The 15,175-nt window shown below is 65.4% G+C and carries 13 protein-coding genes; 8 read left to right on the top strand and 5 right to left on the bottom strand.

Annotated features, from left to right (window positions below):
- The first annotated feature begins 66 nt into the window (after positions 1 to 66).
- A complete protein-coding gene (locus C9J49_RS15360; RefSeq protein WP_046079021.1) occupies positions 67 to 903 on the top strand; it encodes an IclR family transcriptional regulator in 837 nt (278 codons plus the stop codon).
- Between the two features lie 173 nt (positions 904 to 1,076).
- Here the strand turns inward: C9J49_RS15360 and C9J49_RS15355 are convergent, their stop codons facing one another.
- The gene (locus C9J49_RS15355; RefSeq protein WP_107180942.1) at positions 1,077 to 1,541 is read right to left on the bottom strand and encodes a MarR family winged helix-turn-helix transcriptional regulator; all 465 of its coding nucleotides are present in this window, start codon (positions 1,539 to 1,541) and stop codon (positions 1,077 to 1,079) included.
- A 124-nt stretch (positions 1,542 to 1,665) separates the two neighbouring features.
- Between C9J49_RS15355 and hmgA the strand changes: the two genes are divergently transcribed.
- The 6 genes from hmgA to C9J49_RS15325 all read left to right on the top strand — a co-directional run bounded on the left by hmgA (position 1,666) and on the right by C9J49_RS15325 (position 8,693).
- Positions 1,666 to 2,973, top strand: coding sequence for a homogentisate 1,2-dioxygenase (gene hmgA, locus C9J49_RS15350; protein WP_107180941.1), 1,308 nt, complete (start codon positions 1,666 to 1,668; stop codon positions 2,971 to 2,973).
- Between the two features lie 61 nt (positions 2,974 to 3,034).
- Positions 3,035 to 4,054 carry a fumarylacetoacetate hydrolase family protein gene (locus tag C9J49_RS15345; RefSeq protein ID WP_107180940.1) on the top strand — a complete coding sequence of 340 codons (1,020 nt, stop codon included), beginning with the start codon at positions 3,035 to 3,037 and terminating at the stop codon, positions 4,052 to 4,054.
- An 11-nt stretch (positions 4,055 to 4,065) separates the two neighbouring features.
- Positions 4,066 to 4,710 carry a maleylacetoacetate isomerase gene (gene maiA / locus C9J49_RS15340; RefSeq protein ID WP_046079017.1) on the top strand — a complete coding sequence of 215 codons (645 nt, stop codon included), beginning with the start codon at positions 4,066 to 4,068 and terminating at the stop codon, positions 4,708 to 4,710.
- A 372-nt stretch (positions 4,711 to 5,082) separates the two neighbouring features.
- Positions 5,083 to 6,729: a GMC family oxidoreductase gene (locus C9J49_RS15335; RefSeq protein ID WP_046079016.1), complete on the top strand. Its 1,647-nt coding sequence runs from the start codon at positions 5,083 to 5,085 to the stop codon at positions 6,727 to 6,729.
- Between the two features lie 28 nt (positions 6,730 to 6,757).
- A complete protein-coding gene (locus C9J49_RS15330) occupies positions 6,758 to 8,260 on the top strand; it encodes an FAD-binding oxidoreductase (protein WP_107180939.1) in 1,503 nt (500 codons plus the stop codon).
- A gap of 73 nt (positions 8,261 to 8,333) precedes the next feature.
- Positions 8,334 to 8,693: a cupin domain-containing protein gene (locus tag C9J49_RS15325; RefSeq protein ID WP_046079014.1), complete on the top strand. Its 360-nt coding sequence runs from the start codon at positions 8,334 to 8,336 to the stop codon at positions 8,691 to 8,693.
- 54 nt (positions 8,694 to 8,747) lie between these two features.
- On the opposite strand, the gene C9J49_RS15320 is transcribed toward C9J49_RS15325, so the two are convergent.
- From C9J49_RS15320 to C9J49_RS15305, 4 genes are all read right to left on the bottom strand, one after another.
- On the bottom strand, positions 8,748 to 9,461 hold the full coding sequence (locus C9J49_RS15320; RefSeq protein WP_046079013.1) for a helix-turn-helix transcriptional regulator: 714 nt from the start codon (positions 9,459 to 9,461) through the stop codon (positions 8,748 to 8,750).
- 76 nt (positions 9,462 to 9,537) lie between these two features.
- Entirely contained in the window at positions 9,538 to 10,854 is a 1,317-nt protein-coding gene (locus C9J49_RS15315; RefSeq protein WP_046079012.1) for a TRAP transporter large permease, read from the bottom strand.
- Entirely contained in the window at positions 10,851 to 11,351 is a 501-nt protein-coding gene (locus tag C9J49_RS15310; RefSeq protein WP_082090872.1) for a TRAP transporter small permease, read from the bottom strand. Before C9J49_RS15310 ends, C9J49_RS15315 begins: the two co-directional genes overlap by 4 nt.
- A 44-nt stretch (positions 11,352 to 11,395) precedes the next feature.
- Complete coding sequence (locus C9J49_RS15305) at positions 11,396 to 12,448, bottom strand: TRAP transporter substrate-binding protein (protein ID WP_046080355.1); 1,053 nt, start codon at positions 12,446 to 12,448, stop codon at positions 11,396 to 11,398.
- Between the two features lie 515 nt (positions 12,449 to 12,963).
- On the opposite strand from C9J49_RS15305, the gene C9J49_RS15300 reads away from it, so the two are divergent.
- On the top strand, positions 12,964 to 14,859 hold the full coding sequence (locus C9J49_RS15300; RefSeq protein WP_107180938.1) for an FAD-binding monooxygenase: 1,896 nt from the start codon (positions 12,964 to 12,966) through the stop codon (positions 14,857 to 14,859).
- The last annotated feature ends 316 nt before the right edge of the window (positions 14,860 to 15,175 follow it).

Below are 15,175 nucleotides of genomic sequence, written 5' to 3'. Positions count from 1 at the left end.
AGACAGTTCTCGCCCGACGCGGTATGCTGAACGACTACTCGAGCAGTCGCAGCAGGAGATCAGGCAGTGAGTGAAGGCAAGCGCAGAACGGCGGGACGCCCGGCAAGCGGCAAGGGCAGCGGCGGTCACAGCCAGTCTCTGGTGCGCGGACTCAACCTGCTGGAGCGCCTGGCGGGCAATCCCGGCGGCCTGGCGCTGTCCGAGATCGCCGAGCAGGCCGACCTCGCCCCCTCCACCACCCATCGGCTGCTCCAGGCCCTGCAGAGCCAGGGCTTCATCACCCAGGACAACGAGCTCGGGCTGTGGAAGATCGACGTCAAGACCTTCCGCATCGGCAACAGCTTCCTCGAGGCCCGCGACTTCGTCGCCGCCAGCCGGCCCTTCCTGCGCCGGCTGACCGCCCAGACCGGCGAGACCGCCAACCTCGGCGTGCGCGACGGCAGCACCGCGGTGTTCCTGGCCCAGAGCGAATCGCCGCAGATGATGCGCATGATCACCCGCCTGGGCTCCCGGGCGCCGCTGCACGCCTCCGGCGTGGGCAAGGCGCTGATGGCCTGGCTGCCCGACGACGAGCTGGAGCGGGTGCTCGACGAACGCGGCCTGGCACGGGTGACCGTCAACACCCTCCACGACCCGGTGACGCTGCGCGAGAGCCTGGCCGAGATCCGCCGCCAGGGCTACGCCTGCGACCGCGAGGAGCACGCCATCGGCCTGCAGTGCGTGGCCGCCTGCATCCACGACGAGCAGGGCACTCCGCTGGCCGCCATCTCGGTCTCCGGCCCCAAGGCGCGGATCCCCGAGGAGCGCCTGGACGAGCTCGGCGCGCAGATCCGCGAAGCCGCCGAGGAGATCACCGCCCGGCTGGGCGGCCGCATTCCCGCCGCCGACGAACTGCCGGCCTGATCCAACCGCTTTCCCCAGGCGGTGTTTGAAAAGTCAGCGAGCGAAGGATAGACAAGGCAAAAATCAGCGAGAAGCCAGAGTTTACGGGGTGTAAATGAGGACTTTGACCGGGCTCGCGCACGAGCTGATTTTTAACGCCGTATAGCCGAGCGCAGCCACTTTTCAGGCATCGCCTACGACTCCAGCTTCGTCAGCTGGCTCTCCAGCCGGCTCATCAGCTCGAACAGCTGGCGATACTCGTCGATCGACAGCGGCGCCACCAGCGCCGCCTCCCAGGCCCGCGCCTCGGGAATCAGCGCCGCCAGCAGCGCCTCGCCCGCCGCGGTGAGCCGGAGCTCGTGGCGGCGCTGATCCTCCGGCGAGGGCCGCCGGCGGATCAACTCCCGCGCCTCCAGCCCCTGCACCGCCCGCGAGACCCGCGCCTTGTCCATGCGTGTGGCCTCGCGAATCTGCTTGGCGGTCAGCTCCTCCTTGTGATGCAGCCAGGCCAGCACCCGCCACTGGGCCACGGTCAGGTCGTGGCGGGTCTCGTAGAGGCGCGCCAGGGCCTGGCTGATGCGGTCGGCCAGGTGGTTGAGGCGATAGGGCAGGAAGTGGTCGAGGTCGAAGCGTTCCGCGGGGGCATCATCAGGCGTCATGGGCATCTCGTCGGGGCGGTGTCGGGCGTACTACCAAGGTCGCGTGATGGTTGCATATGAAACCAATGGGGGCTAGTCTGCCCATATAGTTTCATTTGAAACCATATCCCGCGAGGGCAACACAATGACAACACCGCTCGACCATCAGCCGGGCTTTCGCAACCACTTCGCCAGCGAGGCGCTGCCGGGCGCGCTGCCCGAGGGCCAGAACTCGCCCCAGCGCTGCCCTTACGGCCTCTACGCCGAGCAGCTCTCCGGCTCGGCCTTCACCGCGCCGCGCTCCCACAACCTGCGCAGCTGGCTGTATCGCATCCGCCCTTCGGTGGCGCAGAGCGCCTACGAGCCGCTCGACGCCGGCCGCGTGGCCACCGCGCCGCCGGCGCGACCCGCCGCCGACCCCAACCAGATGCGCTGGGACCCGCTGCCGCTGCCCGAGGCGCCCACCGACTTCCTCGACGGCCTGCTGACCGTCGCCGTCAACGGCGATGCCGCCACCCAGACCGGCTGCGGCGTGCATCTCTACGCCTGCAACCGCGACATGACCGAGCGCTTCTTCTATGACGCCGACGGCGAGCTGCTGATCGTGCCCCAGCTCGGCGCCCTGCGGCTGCGCACCGAGTTCGGCGAGCTCGAGATCGGCGGCGGCGAGATCGCGGTGATCCCGCGCGGGGTCAAGTTCCAGGTGCGCCTGGCCAGCGGCTGCGAGCAGGCCCGCGGCTACGTCTGCGAGAACTACGGCAGCCCCTTCGAGCTGCCGGGCCTGGGGCCGATCGGCGCCAACGGCCTGGCCAACCCGCGCGACTTCCTGGCCCCGGTGGCCGCCTTTGAAGAGGTCGAGGGCGACATCGAGCTGGTGGCCAAGTTCTCCGGGCGCTTCTGGCGCACCCGGCTCGACCACTCGCCGCTGGACGTGGTGGCCTGGCACGGCAACTACGCGCCCTACAAGTACGACCTGGCCAACTTCAACACCGTCAACACGGTGAGCTTCGACCATCCCGACCCGTCGATCTTCACCGTGCTGACCTCGCCGTCGGATACCGCCGGCACCGCCAACATCGACTTCGTGATCTTCCCGCCGCGCTGGATGGTCGCCGAAGACACCTTCCGCCCGCCCTACTTCCATCGCAACCTGATGAGCGAGTTCATGGGCCTGATCCACGGCGAATACGACGCCAAGGCGGAGGGCTTCTTGCCCGGCGGCGCCAGCCTGCACAACGCCATGTCGCCCCACGGCCCCGACGCCGAGACCTTCGACAAGGCCACCCAGGCAGAACTCGAGCCCCAGTATCAGGGCAATACGCTGGCCTTCATGTTCGAGAGCCGCTACGTCTTCCAGCCCACCGAGACGGCGCTGGCGGCGGACTTCCGCCAGCGCGACTACGTCGACGTGTGGCAGGGGCTGGCCTCGCACTTCGATCCGGACAAGCGCTGAGTTCCACCGTCGCCATTACCCCGACAACGCACTCACACGATCTCAATAACAGGAACGCCCCATGAAACTCGCCACCCTGAACGTCGGCCGCGACGGCGAACTGATCGTCGTCTCCCGTGACCTGACCCGCGCCGTGCGCGCCACCGATATCGCCGCCACCCTGCAGCAGGCGATCGAGCGCTGGGACGAGCTCGCCCCGCGCCTCGAGGAGCGCTACGCCGCGCTCAACACCGGTCGCGCCGAGGGCGCCTTCGACCTCGACATGGCCGCCCTGCACTCGCCGCTGCCGCGCACTTACCACTGGGCCGATGGCTCCGCCTATCTCAACCACGTGCAGCTGGTGCGCCGTGCCCGCGACGCCGAGATGCCCGAGACCTTCTGGACCGACCCGCTGATGTACCAGGGCGGCGGCGACAGCTTCCTGGCGCCCACCGAGGACATCGAGGCCGTCAGCGAGGACCACGGCATCGACTTCGAGGGCGAGCTCGCGGTGATCACCGACGACGTGCCGATGGCGGTGACGCCGGAGCAGGCCGCCGGCCACATCAAGCTGATCATGCTGGTCAATGACGTCAGCCTGCGCGGCCTGATCCCCGGCGAGCTGGCCAAGGGCTTCGGCTTCTTCCAGGCCAAGCCGGCCTCCAGCTTCTCGCCGATCTGCGTGACCCCGGACGAGCTGGGCGACGCTTGGCAGGACGGCCGCGTCCACCTGCCGCTGACCGTGCACCTGAACGGCGAGAAGTTCGGCGAGCCCGAGGCCGGCCCGGACATGATCTTCGGCTTCCCCGAGCTGGTCGCCCACGCCGCCCGCACCCGCCACCTGGGCGCCGGCGCCGTGGTCGGCTCAGGCACCGTGTCCAATCCCGATGCCGACGGCGGCCCCGGCAAGCCGGTGGCCGACGGCGGCGTGGGCTACAGCTGCCTGGCCGAGGTGCGCATGGTCGAGAAGATCCTCCACGGCGAGAGCCGCACCCCCTTCATGCACTTCGGCGACCGGGTGCGCATCGAGATGTTCGACCGCGAGGGCCAGAGCATCTTCGGCGCCATCGACCAGCGGGTCGTGAAGCACGAGGCGAACTGAGGAGACCGGCCATGACCACGCTCTACGGCTATTTCCGCTCGTCCGCCGCCTACCGGGTGCGCATCGCACTGAACCTCAAGGGGCTGGCCTATGACCAGGACCCGGTCGACCTGGTGGCCGGCGAGCAGCGCGGCGAAGGCTATCTGGCCGACAATCCCCAGGGCCTGGTGCCGACGCTGGTCACCGACGACGGCCTGCGGCTGACCCAGTCGCTGGCCATCTGCGAGTACCTGGAAGAGGTTCACCCCGAGCCGGCCCTGCTGCCCGGGGATCCCGCCGAGCGCGCCCGGGTGCGCGCCTTGGCCCAGCTGGTGGCCTGCGAGATGCACCCGCCGAACAACCTGCGGGTGCTCAAGTACCTGACCGGTGAGCTCGGCGTCGACGACGCGGCCAGGCTGGCCTGGTATCACCACTGGGTCCATGAGGGCTTCACGGCACTGGAAGCCATGCTCAGCCGCGAGGCCGGCAGCGGCGAGTTCTGCCACGGCGACGCCCCGACCCTGGCCGACGCCTGCCTGGTGCCCCAGGTGTTCAACGCCGAGCGCTTCGAGTGTGACCTCTCGGCCTACCCGCGCATCCGACGCATCGCCGACAATGCCCGTGCCCTGGATGCCTTCCGGCGCGCCGCCCCGGGCGAGCAGCCGGACGCGCGCTGAGCTCGAAATGCGCCAGGGATGAAGGATGAAGGGCGTCGTTCAGGCGACGCTCTTCTCCATCTTCTCCATCTTCTCCATCTTCTCCATCTTCTCCATCTTCTCCATCTTCTCCATCTTCTCCACACGCCTCCCCCACCATCCGCCATGCATCGGCGGCATCCCAGCGTGCGTGACAGCCCCTTGGCAGGAGTGATCGCCGCACCACCAAAGTCTCATTCGCCTAACCGATTATAAGAAAAGGATAATTTTCCCGATGGCACGCTGAGTCAAGGCGCTGGCAGGTAGGGTCAATAAAATCCCCATACATCCCTTAGCGTCTCCCTGGGAATCCGGGAGGCATCTCCACGATGCCCGAACTCAGGGAGAGACAAGATGAGCAAGCATTTCGACTATATCGTCGTGGGTGCCGGGTCGGCAGGATGCGTCCTGGCTCACCGGCTGATAGAGCAAACCGATGCCCGTGTGCTGCTGCTGGAAGCCGGCGGACAAGACAGCTCTCTGCTGGTGAGAATGCCCGCCGCCGTCGGCAAGGCGATTCCGATCAAGACATGGGAGTACATGACGGCCCCTCACCCCGCGACGGGCAACCGCAGCATGTCCATCGCGCAAGGCAAGCTGCTGGGTGGCAGCAGCTCCGTCAATGGCATGGTCTACATTCGCGGGCACCGGGAAGACTATGACCGCTGGGTCAGTGAATACGGCTGCGAAGGCTGGGGCTACGATGACCTTCTTCCCTGGTTCATCGAGTCGGAAGGGAACGAGTCCCTCTCTTCCGAGCTGCACGGCACACAGGGGCCGCTGAAGGTCAGCGAGAACCGCTATCGTCATCCCCTCACCCAGGCCTTCATTCGGTCGGGGCAGGAAATCGGCCTTCCCTATGTCAACGACTTCAACGACAACCTTCGCCAGGGCGTCGGCTACTACCAGACCACCACCTTCAAGGGAGAGCGCTGCAGTTCCGCCAAGGCCTATCTCGAGCCGGTCAAGCATAGCGCCCGCCTCACGGTCATCACCTCCGCGCAGGTACAACGGCTCCTCTTCGAGGGCAATCGGGCGACAGGACTGGTGGCGAGCATCAAGGGGGGAGAAGAGGTTCACTACCACGCAGACCGTGAAGTGATTCTGTCCGCGGGCGCCATCGGTAGTCCACGCATCCTGATGCTATCGGGCATCGGCGATGCCTCGCACCTGGACGACCTCGGCGTCGACTGCCGGGCCTCCCTGCCCGTTGGTGACAACCTGCAGGATCACCTTCACCTCTCCATCAACGCCACCCTCAAGGACCCCCTCTCGCTGTATGGAGAAGATCGCGGCCTGAAGGCGCTGCGACACGGCGGCGAATGGCTGATGTTCCGGCGGGGACTGATGACGTCCAACATCCTGGAGGCCGGCGCCTTTCTCGATACGCAGGGAGAGGGGCGGTTCGATACGCAGATCCACTTCCTGCCGGCTCTCGATACCTGGGACGACCCCAACGGCATTGGTGAAGGCAAGACCCATGGCATAACGCTCAAGGTGGGGCACCTTCAGCCAAGCTCGCGCGGCCAGGTTCGCCTGACGGCGCCATCCCCGGACGCCCCTCTGGAGATCGACGCCCGTTTCCTGGAAGACCCGGAAGACCTCGAGGCTCAGGCCCGCGCGCTCAAGGCCGGCCTCGCCTTCCTCAAGGACACCTCGCTCGCCGGTCTCGTCGACGACATCTTCTCTCCACCCGGAGCGGAGGCCATCATCGATTCCCCGAGCACCACCTCGGCGCAGGTCGAGGCATTCGTCCGCCAGTACTGCAAGACCACGTATCACCCGTCCGGCACCTGCCGCATGGGGCCATCTCCCGCCTCTTCCGTCGTCGATACCCGGCTCAAGGTACATGGCATCGAGGGGCTTCGCGTGATCGACTGCTCCGTCTTCCCCGCCTTGCCTCGTGGCAATACCAATGCGCCGACGATCGCTGTCGCCGAGAAGGCGGCCGCCATCGTCATCGATGACGCCCGTCAGGCCGACCATCCCCTGAGCGCGTAAGCCGCCCCGGGGCCAGGGGAATCGCGACATGCCGCTGCGGCCAGATGAACGCATGTCGCCCCCATGGAACGTGCTCCAGGCGTCGAGGGACTCGGTGCCGGTCGATGCCAATGCAGGGGCGGCGTCGACAGGGGGGTGCCTTGCGGGACATCAGCCATATGGCCGATACCTCGAGGTGGATGTGCCGTTTCAGAATCATGACGAGCTTGAGAGGTTCAACCGCGTCACATCCGGCTTCACAGGTATCACGATGAAAGATTCAGGAAACTACTACAAGACAACGACCAACTATGATTTGGATGCCGCCTCCCTGACCTCGGATCAAACGGCGGACGTCTGTGTCATCGGCGGCGGCTACACCGGGGTCAATACCGCCATCGAGCTGGCAGAGCGCGGGATCGACGTGGTGCTTCTGGAAGCCAATGAGATCGGCTGGGGTGGTTCCGGACGCAACGGCGGGCAGGTGATCTGCGGCGTCGGGCATGAACCGGAGCTCATCAAGCAACACCTCTCCTCCGATGAGTTCTCGCAGCTCTTCGGCATGGGGCTGGAGGCCGTCCAGACGCTAAAGGGGCGTATCGACAAGTACGATATCCAGTGCGACTTCAACTGGGGATACTGTACGGTCGCCTACGATCAGAAGCGGCTTTCCGCCTTGAAGGAAATGCAGGACTTCCTGAAGCAGCAGGACTATCCCTTCGAGACGCGACTGCTGGAGGGCGACGCACTGCATCAGGTGGTCCGCGGCGAACCCTACGTCGGCGGGCTGCTGGATCGAGGATCAGGCTATCTGCACCCCCTCAATCTCGTTCAGGGCGAGGCCATGGCAGCCCAGGCGCTCGGCGTCCGCCTCTATCAGAACACGGCCGTAGAGCGGGTCGAGAAAGGCAACAAGGTCGTCGTGCATACGTCCGGCGGCAAGGTCACCGCGAATACGCTGGTCTATGCCTGCAATGCCTATCTGGACGGTCTCGAGTCGCACCTGGACGAGCGCTTCGTCACCACGAATGCCTTCAGCATCGCGACGGAACCCCTGACCGATGACCAGATACGGGCCTTCATGCCGGCACGCGCCGCGATATGCGACAACCGCCCCGTCATCGACTATTACCGTCTTAGCGCGGACAACCGGCTGCTGTTCGGCGGCGCCACGCATTTCCTCGAATACCTGCCGAGAGACCTGGAAGGGCACCTTCGCAAGAACCTGCGCAAGGTGTTCCCGCAACTTGCCGATATCGGGGTGGATCACGCCTGGAGCGGTCGCATGGCACTGGGCGCCAACCTCTTTCCACAGGTCGGCCAGCTGCCCGGCCACCCGAACATCTTCTTCGCCCAGGGATACGCCGGCTTCGGCGTGGCGCCCTCCCACCTGATCGCCAAGTCACTGGCCAAGGCCATCAGCGGTGAAGCGGGCCATTTCGACATCCTTTCCAGAGTCAAGCATTCGAGGATACTCGCCGCTCGCCCCCTCAATGCACTCTGGGTCACTGGTGGAAAGTGCTGGCACCAGATCGAGGCCAAGCTTCACTGACCCGACCCGGACGCGGATGCCATGTCTCGGCATGGACGATCCACCAACTCAGCACGACACGAGGAGAGACAACATGCTGGTGCTCAACGAAACGGCCAACAATACCGCGCTTGCCACCTTCGGCAGCGTCGCGAACCTGGGGGCCAAGGTACTGGAAGGAGACCCTCAAGCCAGCGGTGCCGCCCTGGTGGGACAGGAAGGCGACCCCCAGATCCTTGGCATCTTCGCCTGCACCCGGGGTCGGTTCCAGGTGGATCACGACTTTGCCGAACATGCCACCCTGGTCAAGGGCCGCGTCACGCTGATGGATAACGTCAGCGGTGAACGCAGAACCTTCGAACCTGGAGAGGCCTGGTACATCGCAAAGGGAGAGAATCTGGAGTGGATCATCGAGTCCGATGAGATGATCAAGCACTATCTGGCGATCTTCTGATCGATCAGAGACCGCCCGGCCTTCGATGCCTGAACGCCGGGCGGCCGAACGATGTCAGTGGCACCGTTGCTGTGAATAGAGCAAGGAAGCGATCTCCGCCTTGCCGTTGACCTGCATCTTCTCGGAGATGTGCTGAAGATGCGTCTTGATCGTGGAAAGGCTGCAGCAGAGATCCGTCGCCATGCGCTTGTTGGGCAGCCCCTGCAGCACCAGCTCCACGACCAGCCGCTCCCTGGGCGTCAGGTGAAACTCGTCACAGATGTCGCCAAGATCACGCTGACGGGGCGCCTCGAGGCAGGCCACCAGCGAGAACTGCATGAAGCCCTGCAGACGTTCCACCTTCTTCATGTCCGCGCTCGACAGCGATCCTCGATGGGGCCCCATGAAGAGCGTCATCCCCGCCGCTATGCGTCCGCCGACATGCAGATAGACTTCCACCGTCTCCAGAATCCCCCAACGCTTGAAGAAGTCGGCATAGTAAGGATTCTCCTGCCTTTCCTTCAGCGAGACCGCCTCGCTGGAACGCAGGACCCCGTCGGCATGACGCCTGACATGGTGAGGATGAAGAGGATCGTGATGCTGGAAGTGGTCGATGTAATCCCTCTGCATGCCCGCCTGAACGCCGTGATGCTTCAGGCCGAACATCCGAGAGCGGCGATCCACCATATAGGATGCCGCCCGCGGCACATCGAAGACATCGACCAGGGTTTTCAGGCATTCGTCCTGGAGCGAGGACAGGCTGGACGGCTGAGAGAGCATGTTCTTCATTTCCACCTCGCAACGCGCATTCTTGTTCCTGGCCACGGCTTCCCGACACACCACCATCGAGGGCCCGCCTCGCTCGCTAGAGAAACAGCAAGGAAAGCGCCGGGATGCTCACCAGCAGCCCGATACGCAGCGCATCCGCGACCAGGAAGGGCACGATGCCGCGGCTGACGGTGCCCAGCGACGTCCCGGCCCCGTACTTCTGGACGATGAACAGGTTCATGCCCATGGGCGGCGTGATCAGGCCGATCTCCACCACCATCAGCGCGATGATGCCGAACCAGATCGACTTGCCCGTGGCATCCAGGCCGAACAGGTCCAGCCCCAGGACGATGGGGTAGAAGATCGGGATCGTCAGCAGGATCATCGACAGGGAGTCCATCACGCAGCCGAGCAGCAGGTAGACCACCAGGATGCACAGCAGGACGCTCAGCGGTGCCAGGCCACTGCCCATCACCCAGTCGGCCAGCTCGACGGGCAGCTGGCTCAGCGCGAGCCCGCTGTTGAGCAGGTCGGCCCCCAGCACCACCAGATAGATCATCGCCGTCGCCTCGGCGGTGCCGATCAGGCTCCGATAGAAACCCGCGCCGCGCATGCCGCCCCGCACGAAGGCGTAGCCACCACAGGCGGCGGCACCGATCGAGGCCGCCTCGGTGAGGTTGGCCCAGCCGCCGTAGATGCCGAAGATGACCACGACGAAGATCAGCATGACCGGCACCACTTCCCAGAGGGCGTCCAGCCGCTCGCGCCAGTCATGCCGCGGCGCCCGCGGGGCGTCGCGCATGGTGCGAGTCGCGACCAGCCGGATCACCACCATGTAGCCCAGCATGGCGATCAGCCCGGGAACCACGGCGGCCATGAACAGCTTGGCGATCGATTCCTGGGTCAGCACGGCGTAGATGATCAAGGGCACCGACGGCGGAATGAGGATGCCCAGGGTGCCCGCCGCGGCGACGGTACCGGCGGCCAGGCGCTTGTCGTAATGGTGGCGTTCCAGCTCGGGCAGGGCGACCTGGCTCATCGTCGTCGCCGTCGCCAGCGACGACCCGCAGATGGCACCGAAACCGGCACAGGCGCCGGCCGCCGACATCGCCAGCCCGCCTCGCCAGTGGCCGATGAAGGCCGCCGCGGCCCGGAACAGGGCCCGCGACAGCCCCCCATGGATCGCGAACTGCCCCATCAGCACGAACAGCGGGATGACCGCAAGGTCATAGCTCGAGAAGCGAGCATAGACCAGGTTGTTGAGGGTGAAGAGCAGCGCATTGGTATCGCCCTCGTTGACGATCAGGTAGCAGCCCACCCCCGCCAGGAGCATCCCCACGCCGACATGAATGCGCAGCCCCAGCATGACCATCAGGGCCGCCAGGACGATTGCCCCGATTTCCAGTCCACTCATGGATTCACCTCATGACCGTCGTCGGACCGCCGGGCGCGGACACTCGTCGCGCCTCGATACAGCGCATTCAGGACCAGCAGCACCAGGCCCGGCACCATGGCGAACTGCGGTATCCACAGCGGCACGCCCAGCATGGTGCTGGTGGAGCCGTAGCTGTAGCTGTCTGCGGCCATCAGCGCCGTGCGCCAGGCCAGCAGGGCGGCGATCCCCGCCAGTGCCACATGGCTCACGGCGAGCAGCCAGCGATTGACCACCGGCCTGAAGAGGCCGGCGACCAGGTCCACCCGGATATGGTGGTCATTCATCTCGCAGAGGGGCAGGAAGGCCGTCACGGCGACGGCGATCAGCATCTGCAGCAGCTCGATATCACCGGGAATCGGGGCGGCGAACAGCTTGCGGCCGACCAGCGAGACGAGTGACATCGCGATCAGCGCCAGGACGATGGCACCTCCCGCCAGCGCGAAACCGATCGAGAGGCGCCGCAACACTCTTTCCATCTTCACTACCCTCGTGACCCGAGTTCCACCAGGAAGCGCCCTGCTCATTGCAGGTCCGGCGCCTTCTCTTCGACGATCTTCCGCAGCCCCTCGACCAGCGACTGCCGGTCGATACCGCCGTCGTTCGACGCCGCCCAGTCATCGATGATCGAACGCGAGGCCTCGCGCATGGCGGCGTATTCTTCCTCCCCTAGCGTGATCACCGTGTGATCGTCATTGGCGACGATATCGCTGCGCACCGACTCGATAGCCCGATCCCAGGACTCGCCGAAGCGAACAGACAGCTCACGTCCGCTGAGGTCGTCCAGGATCTGGCGCAGATCGTCAGGCATCCGCTCGTAGCTGCGCTGATTCATCAGCATCGCCAGGGTAGTGACGGTAGGCGTCGCCTGATCGTCGGCCGTCTGGGTGTGATAGTGGGTCACTTCGTCCAGCTTGGTCGGCGGCACGACCTCCCAGACCGCCATGGCACCGTCGATGACGCCCTTGGCCAGGGTGTCGGCGATCTGTGCCGGCGGCATGCTGACCGGCGTTCCGCCCAGGGCGTCGATCAGCTCCGAGGCCATCCGTGTCGACGCCCTGATCCGCAGCCCCTCCATGTCGGCCATGTCGCTGACGCCGGTGTCGGCGGTATGAATGCTGCCGCCGCCATCGCTGTGGAGCGCCAGCACCTTGTAATCCGAGAAATCCTCCTGGGCATGTTGCTGGTAGAAATCCCAGGCGATCTCGCTGCCATCGACGCCGCCGTCAGGAAGCATGAAGGGCAGCTCCAGCGCCTCGCTGCGCGGGAAACGCCCGGCCGAATAGCCGAGCGCGGTCCAGGTGATATCGATCACGCCATTGCGCACCATGTCGGGCAGCTGCGCAGGCGCGCCCCCCAGCTGCATCGAGGGATAGATCTGACACTGGATCCGCTCTTCGGACCGGCTTTCCAGGTCATCGCACCAGGGCTCGATGACGTCCTGCTGGGCATTGGACATGGCGGGCAGGGGGTGCATGATGCGCAAGGTCACCGTATCGGCGGCCAGGACCGCCGGTGATGCCAGGGCGGCGCCCATCGTCAGTGACGCGAACAGTCGTTTGCTTGTTGTATTCATGATGTCTCGCCTCTCATCGATCATCGATGACGACCTGCGTCGTCGCTCTCGGCTTCATTAATATTTTAACGTTAATAACTTAACGTTTTTTAGCAGCCCCGGGGCTGCCGGTCAAACGCTCTCCCGACGCCTTGCCTCCCATCCGGCCGCCGCCATTTACTCTAATAAAAACAACAACTTATGTTAAAGAAAAGAACAGTCATACCCGGTGAGCGCCCCTGCCGCCGTAGACCAATGTCTATAGGCACAATCGCGGACCTGGCCGAAAACCGTCGCTTCGAGATGAGGCCAGCCAAGCCCCCATGAGCGACCAAGGTCTAAGACTCCCCCGTGAAAAGTACAATTTCTCCTCCGGAAAACACCTGTGCGCTCCGTGAGCGGTGAGTGAGGATGGCAGATGTCCTGACACCGGCCTGTCTCGAGCCGGAAGCGCTCGAGCGGCCACCACGGTCAGCCTCGGTGGTGTGCTCCTGCGACCCGACGGCCGGCCCGAAGAACAAACGAGGAGAGAGAAGATGCAGTTCCATCATCACGGTTACGTCTCCGGCGACCCCCGCATCGAGGCTGCCGCCGGCAGCGGCATCGATCGCCCCGACACCCTGCCGGAACACGTCGACGTGCTGATCGTCGGGGGCGGCCCGGCGGGCATGATCGCCGCCGCCCAGCTGGCGCAGTTCCCGAATATCACCACGCGGATCGTCGACCGCCGTCCCGGCCGGCTGGAAATCGGCCAGGCCGACGGCATCCAGGCCCGCAGCGTCGAGACCTTCCAGGCATTCGGCTTCGCCGGGCGGATCACCGAGGAGGCCTACCGGATCAGCGAGATGGCCTTCTGGGCACCGGACCCGGAGCGGCCGGCGAACATCGCTCGCTCCTCCGTGGCCCTCGACGATGACGGCGGAAGGATCAGCGAGTTCCCGCACCTGATCGTCAACCAGGCCCGCGTGCTGGACTACTTCGCCGAGTTCGCCAAAAACTCGCCGGCCCGGCTGGAGCCCGACTACGGCCTGCAGTTCCTGGGGCTCGACATCGATCATGGCGAGGAATACCCGATCACCGTGACGCTGCAGCATGTCGCGGGCGAGCAGGAAGGACAGCAACGCACGGTCAAGGCCAGGTACGTGGTGGGCTGCGACGGAGCGCACAGCGGCGTGCGCAAGGCGATCGGGCGCAAGCACCTGGGCAAGGTGGCCAACCACGCCTGGGGCGTGATGGACGTGCTCGCGGAGACCGACTTCCCGGACATCCGCACCAAGTGCGCCATCCAGTCCGCCAGCGGCGGCAGCATCCTGCTCATTCCGCGTGAAGGCGGTCACCTGTTCCGGATGTACGTCGATCTCGGCGAGGTGGCCGAGGACGACAACCGCCAGATTCGAAAAACCACCCTGGAAGCCACCGTCGCCAAGGCCAACCAGATCCTGCATCCCTACACCCTGGAGGTGAAGGACTGCGCCTGGTACACCGTCTATGAGGTGGGCCACCGCGTCACCGACAAGTTCGACGACGTGCCCACCGAGGAAGAGGGGACGCGCATGCCGCGCGTCTTCATCGCCGGCGACGCCTGCCATACCCACAGCGCCAAGGCCGGCCAGGGCATGAACGTCTCCATGCAGGACGGCTTCAACATCGCCTGGAAGCTGGGGCATGTGCTCACCGGCATCGCCCCGGAAGCCCTGCTGGCCACCTACTCCAGCGAGCGCCAGGAGGTCGCCCAGAACCTGATCGATTTCGACCGGGAGTGGTCCAGCCTGATGGCCAAGCCCGCCGAGGAGTTCGAGGATCCCCAGGAGCTGGCGGACTTTTACGTCAAGACCGCCGAATTCCCGGCCGGCTTCATGACCGAGTACCGGGAGTCGATGATCACCGGCAACACGGCACATCAGTCTCTGGCGACCGGCTTCCCGGTGGGCAAGCGATTCAAGTCGGCGCCGGTCATGCGAGTCTGCGACGGCAACCCCGTGCACCTGGGGCATCACGCCACGGCCGACGGCCGCTGGCGCGTCTATGCCTTCGCCGACAGCGCCCGCCCGGGCGAGGATTCCCGCCTGGCCGCCTGGGCCGGGTGGCTGCTGAACTCCCCGGACTCGCCGGTGGTGAAGTACACCCCGGCGAGCGGCGACCTTGACAGCCTGTTCGACGTCAAGGCGATCTACCAGCAGCCCCATGGCGAGGTCGAACACGGGCCGACGATCCCCGACATCTTCATGCCGAAGGTCGGCCCCTTCCAGCTGACCGACTACGAGAAGGTCTACGCCATCAATCCCGAGGCGGACATCTTCGAGGCCCGCGGCATCGACCGTCAGGGTGCCGTCATCGTGGTTCGACCCGATCAATACGTCTCGCTGGTGCTGCCCCTGGACGCCATGGAAGAACTGGCCGCGTTCTTCGACAAGGCCATGGGCATGGCATGACGCTCGAGCTTCACACAGGCCGCATCCGGCCCTGACGGCCAGGTATCGTGCCTGTCTTGGGTGGCGCCCTCTCGGGCGCCACCCGTCGTCGCACCGCTCCCCTCCCCGCGAGTTAGTCAGGCCCTACGACAACGGCCTGACGCCTCGCCCCCCGTAATGCGGTCTCCTTCCCCATGCGGCCCCTTGCCCATGCGTACGGCGACAGAGCCCCGCTTCGACCTTCGTCGTACATCCCGCAGGGGACAGACAGTCCGTCGCCTTCTTGTCATCTTGTGCTCCATCAGGGCTTCTCGCATGAGCCGGTATCGTGGGAAAC

It is taken from the genome of Halomonas sp. SL1 (genome assembly GCF_003030865.2).
Classification (GTDB): Bacteria; Pseudomonadota; Gammaproteobacteria; order Pseudomonadales; family Halomonadaceae; genus Halomonas; species Halomonas halophila.
This window is presented reverse-complemented; position numbering and strand designations above follow the sequence as displayed.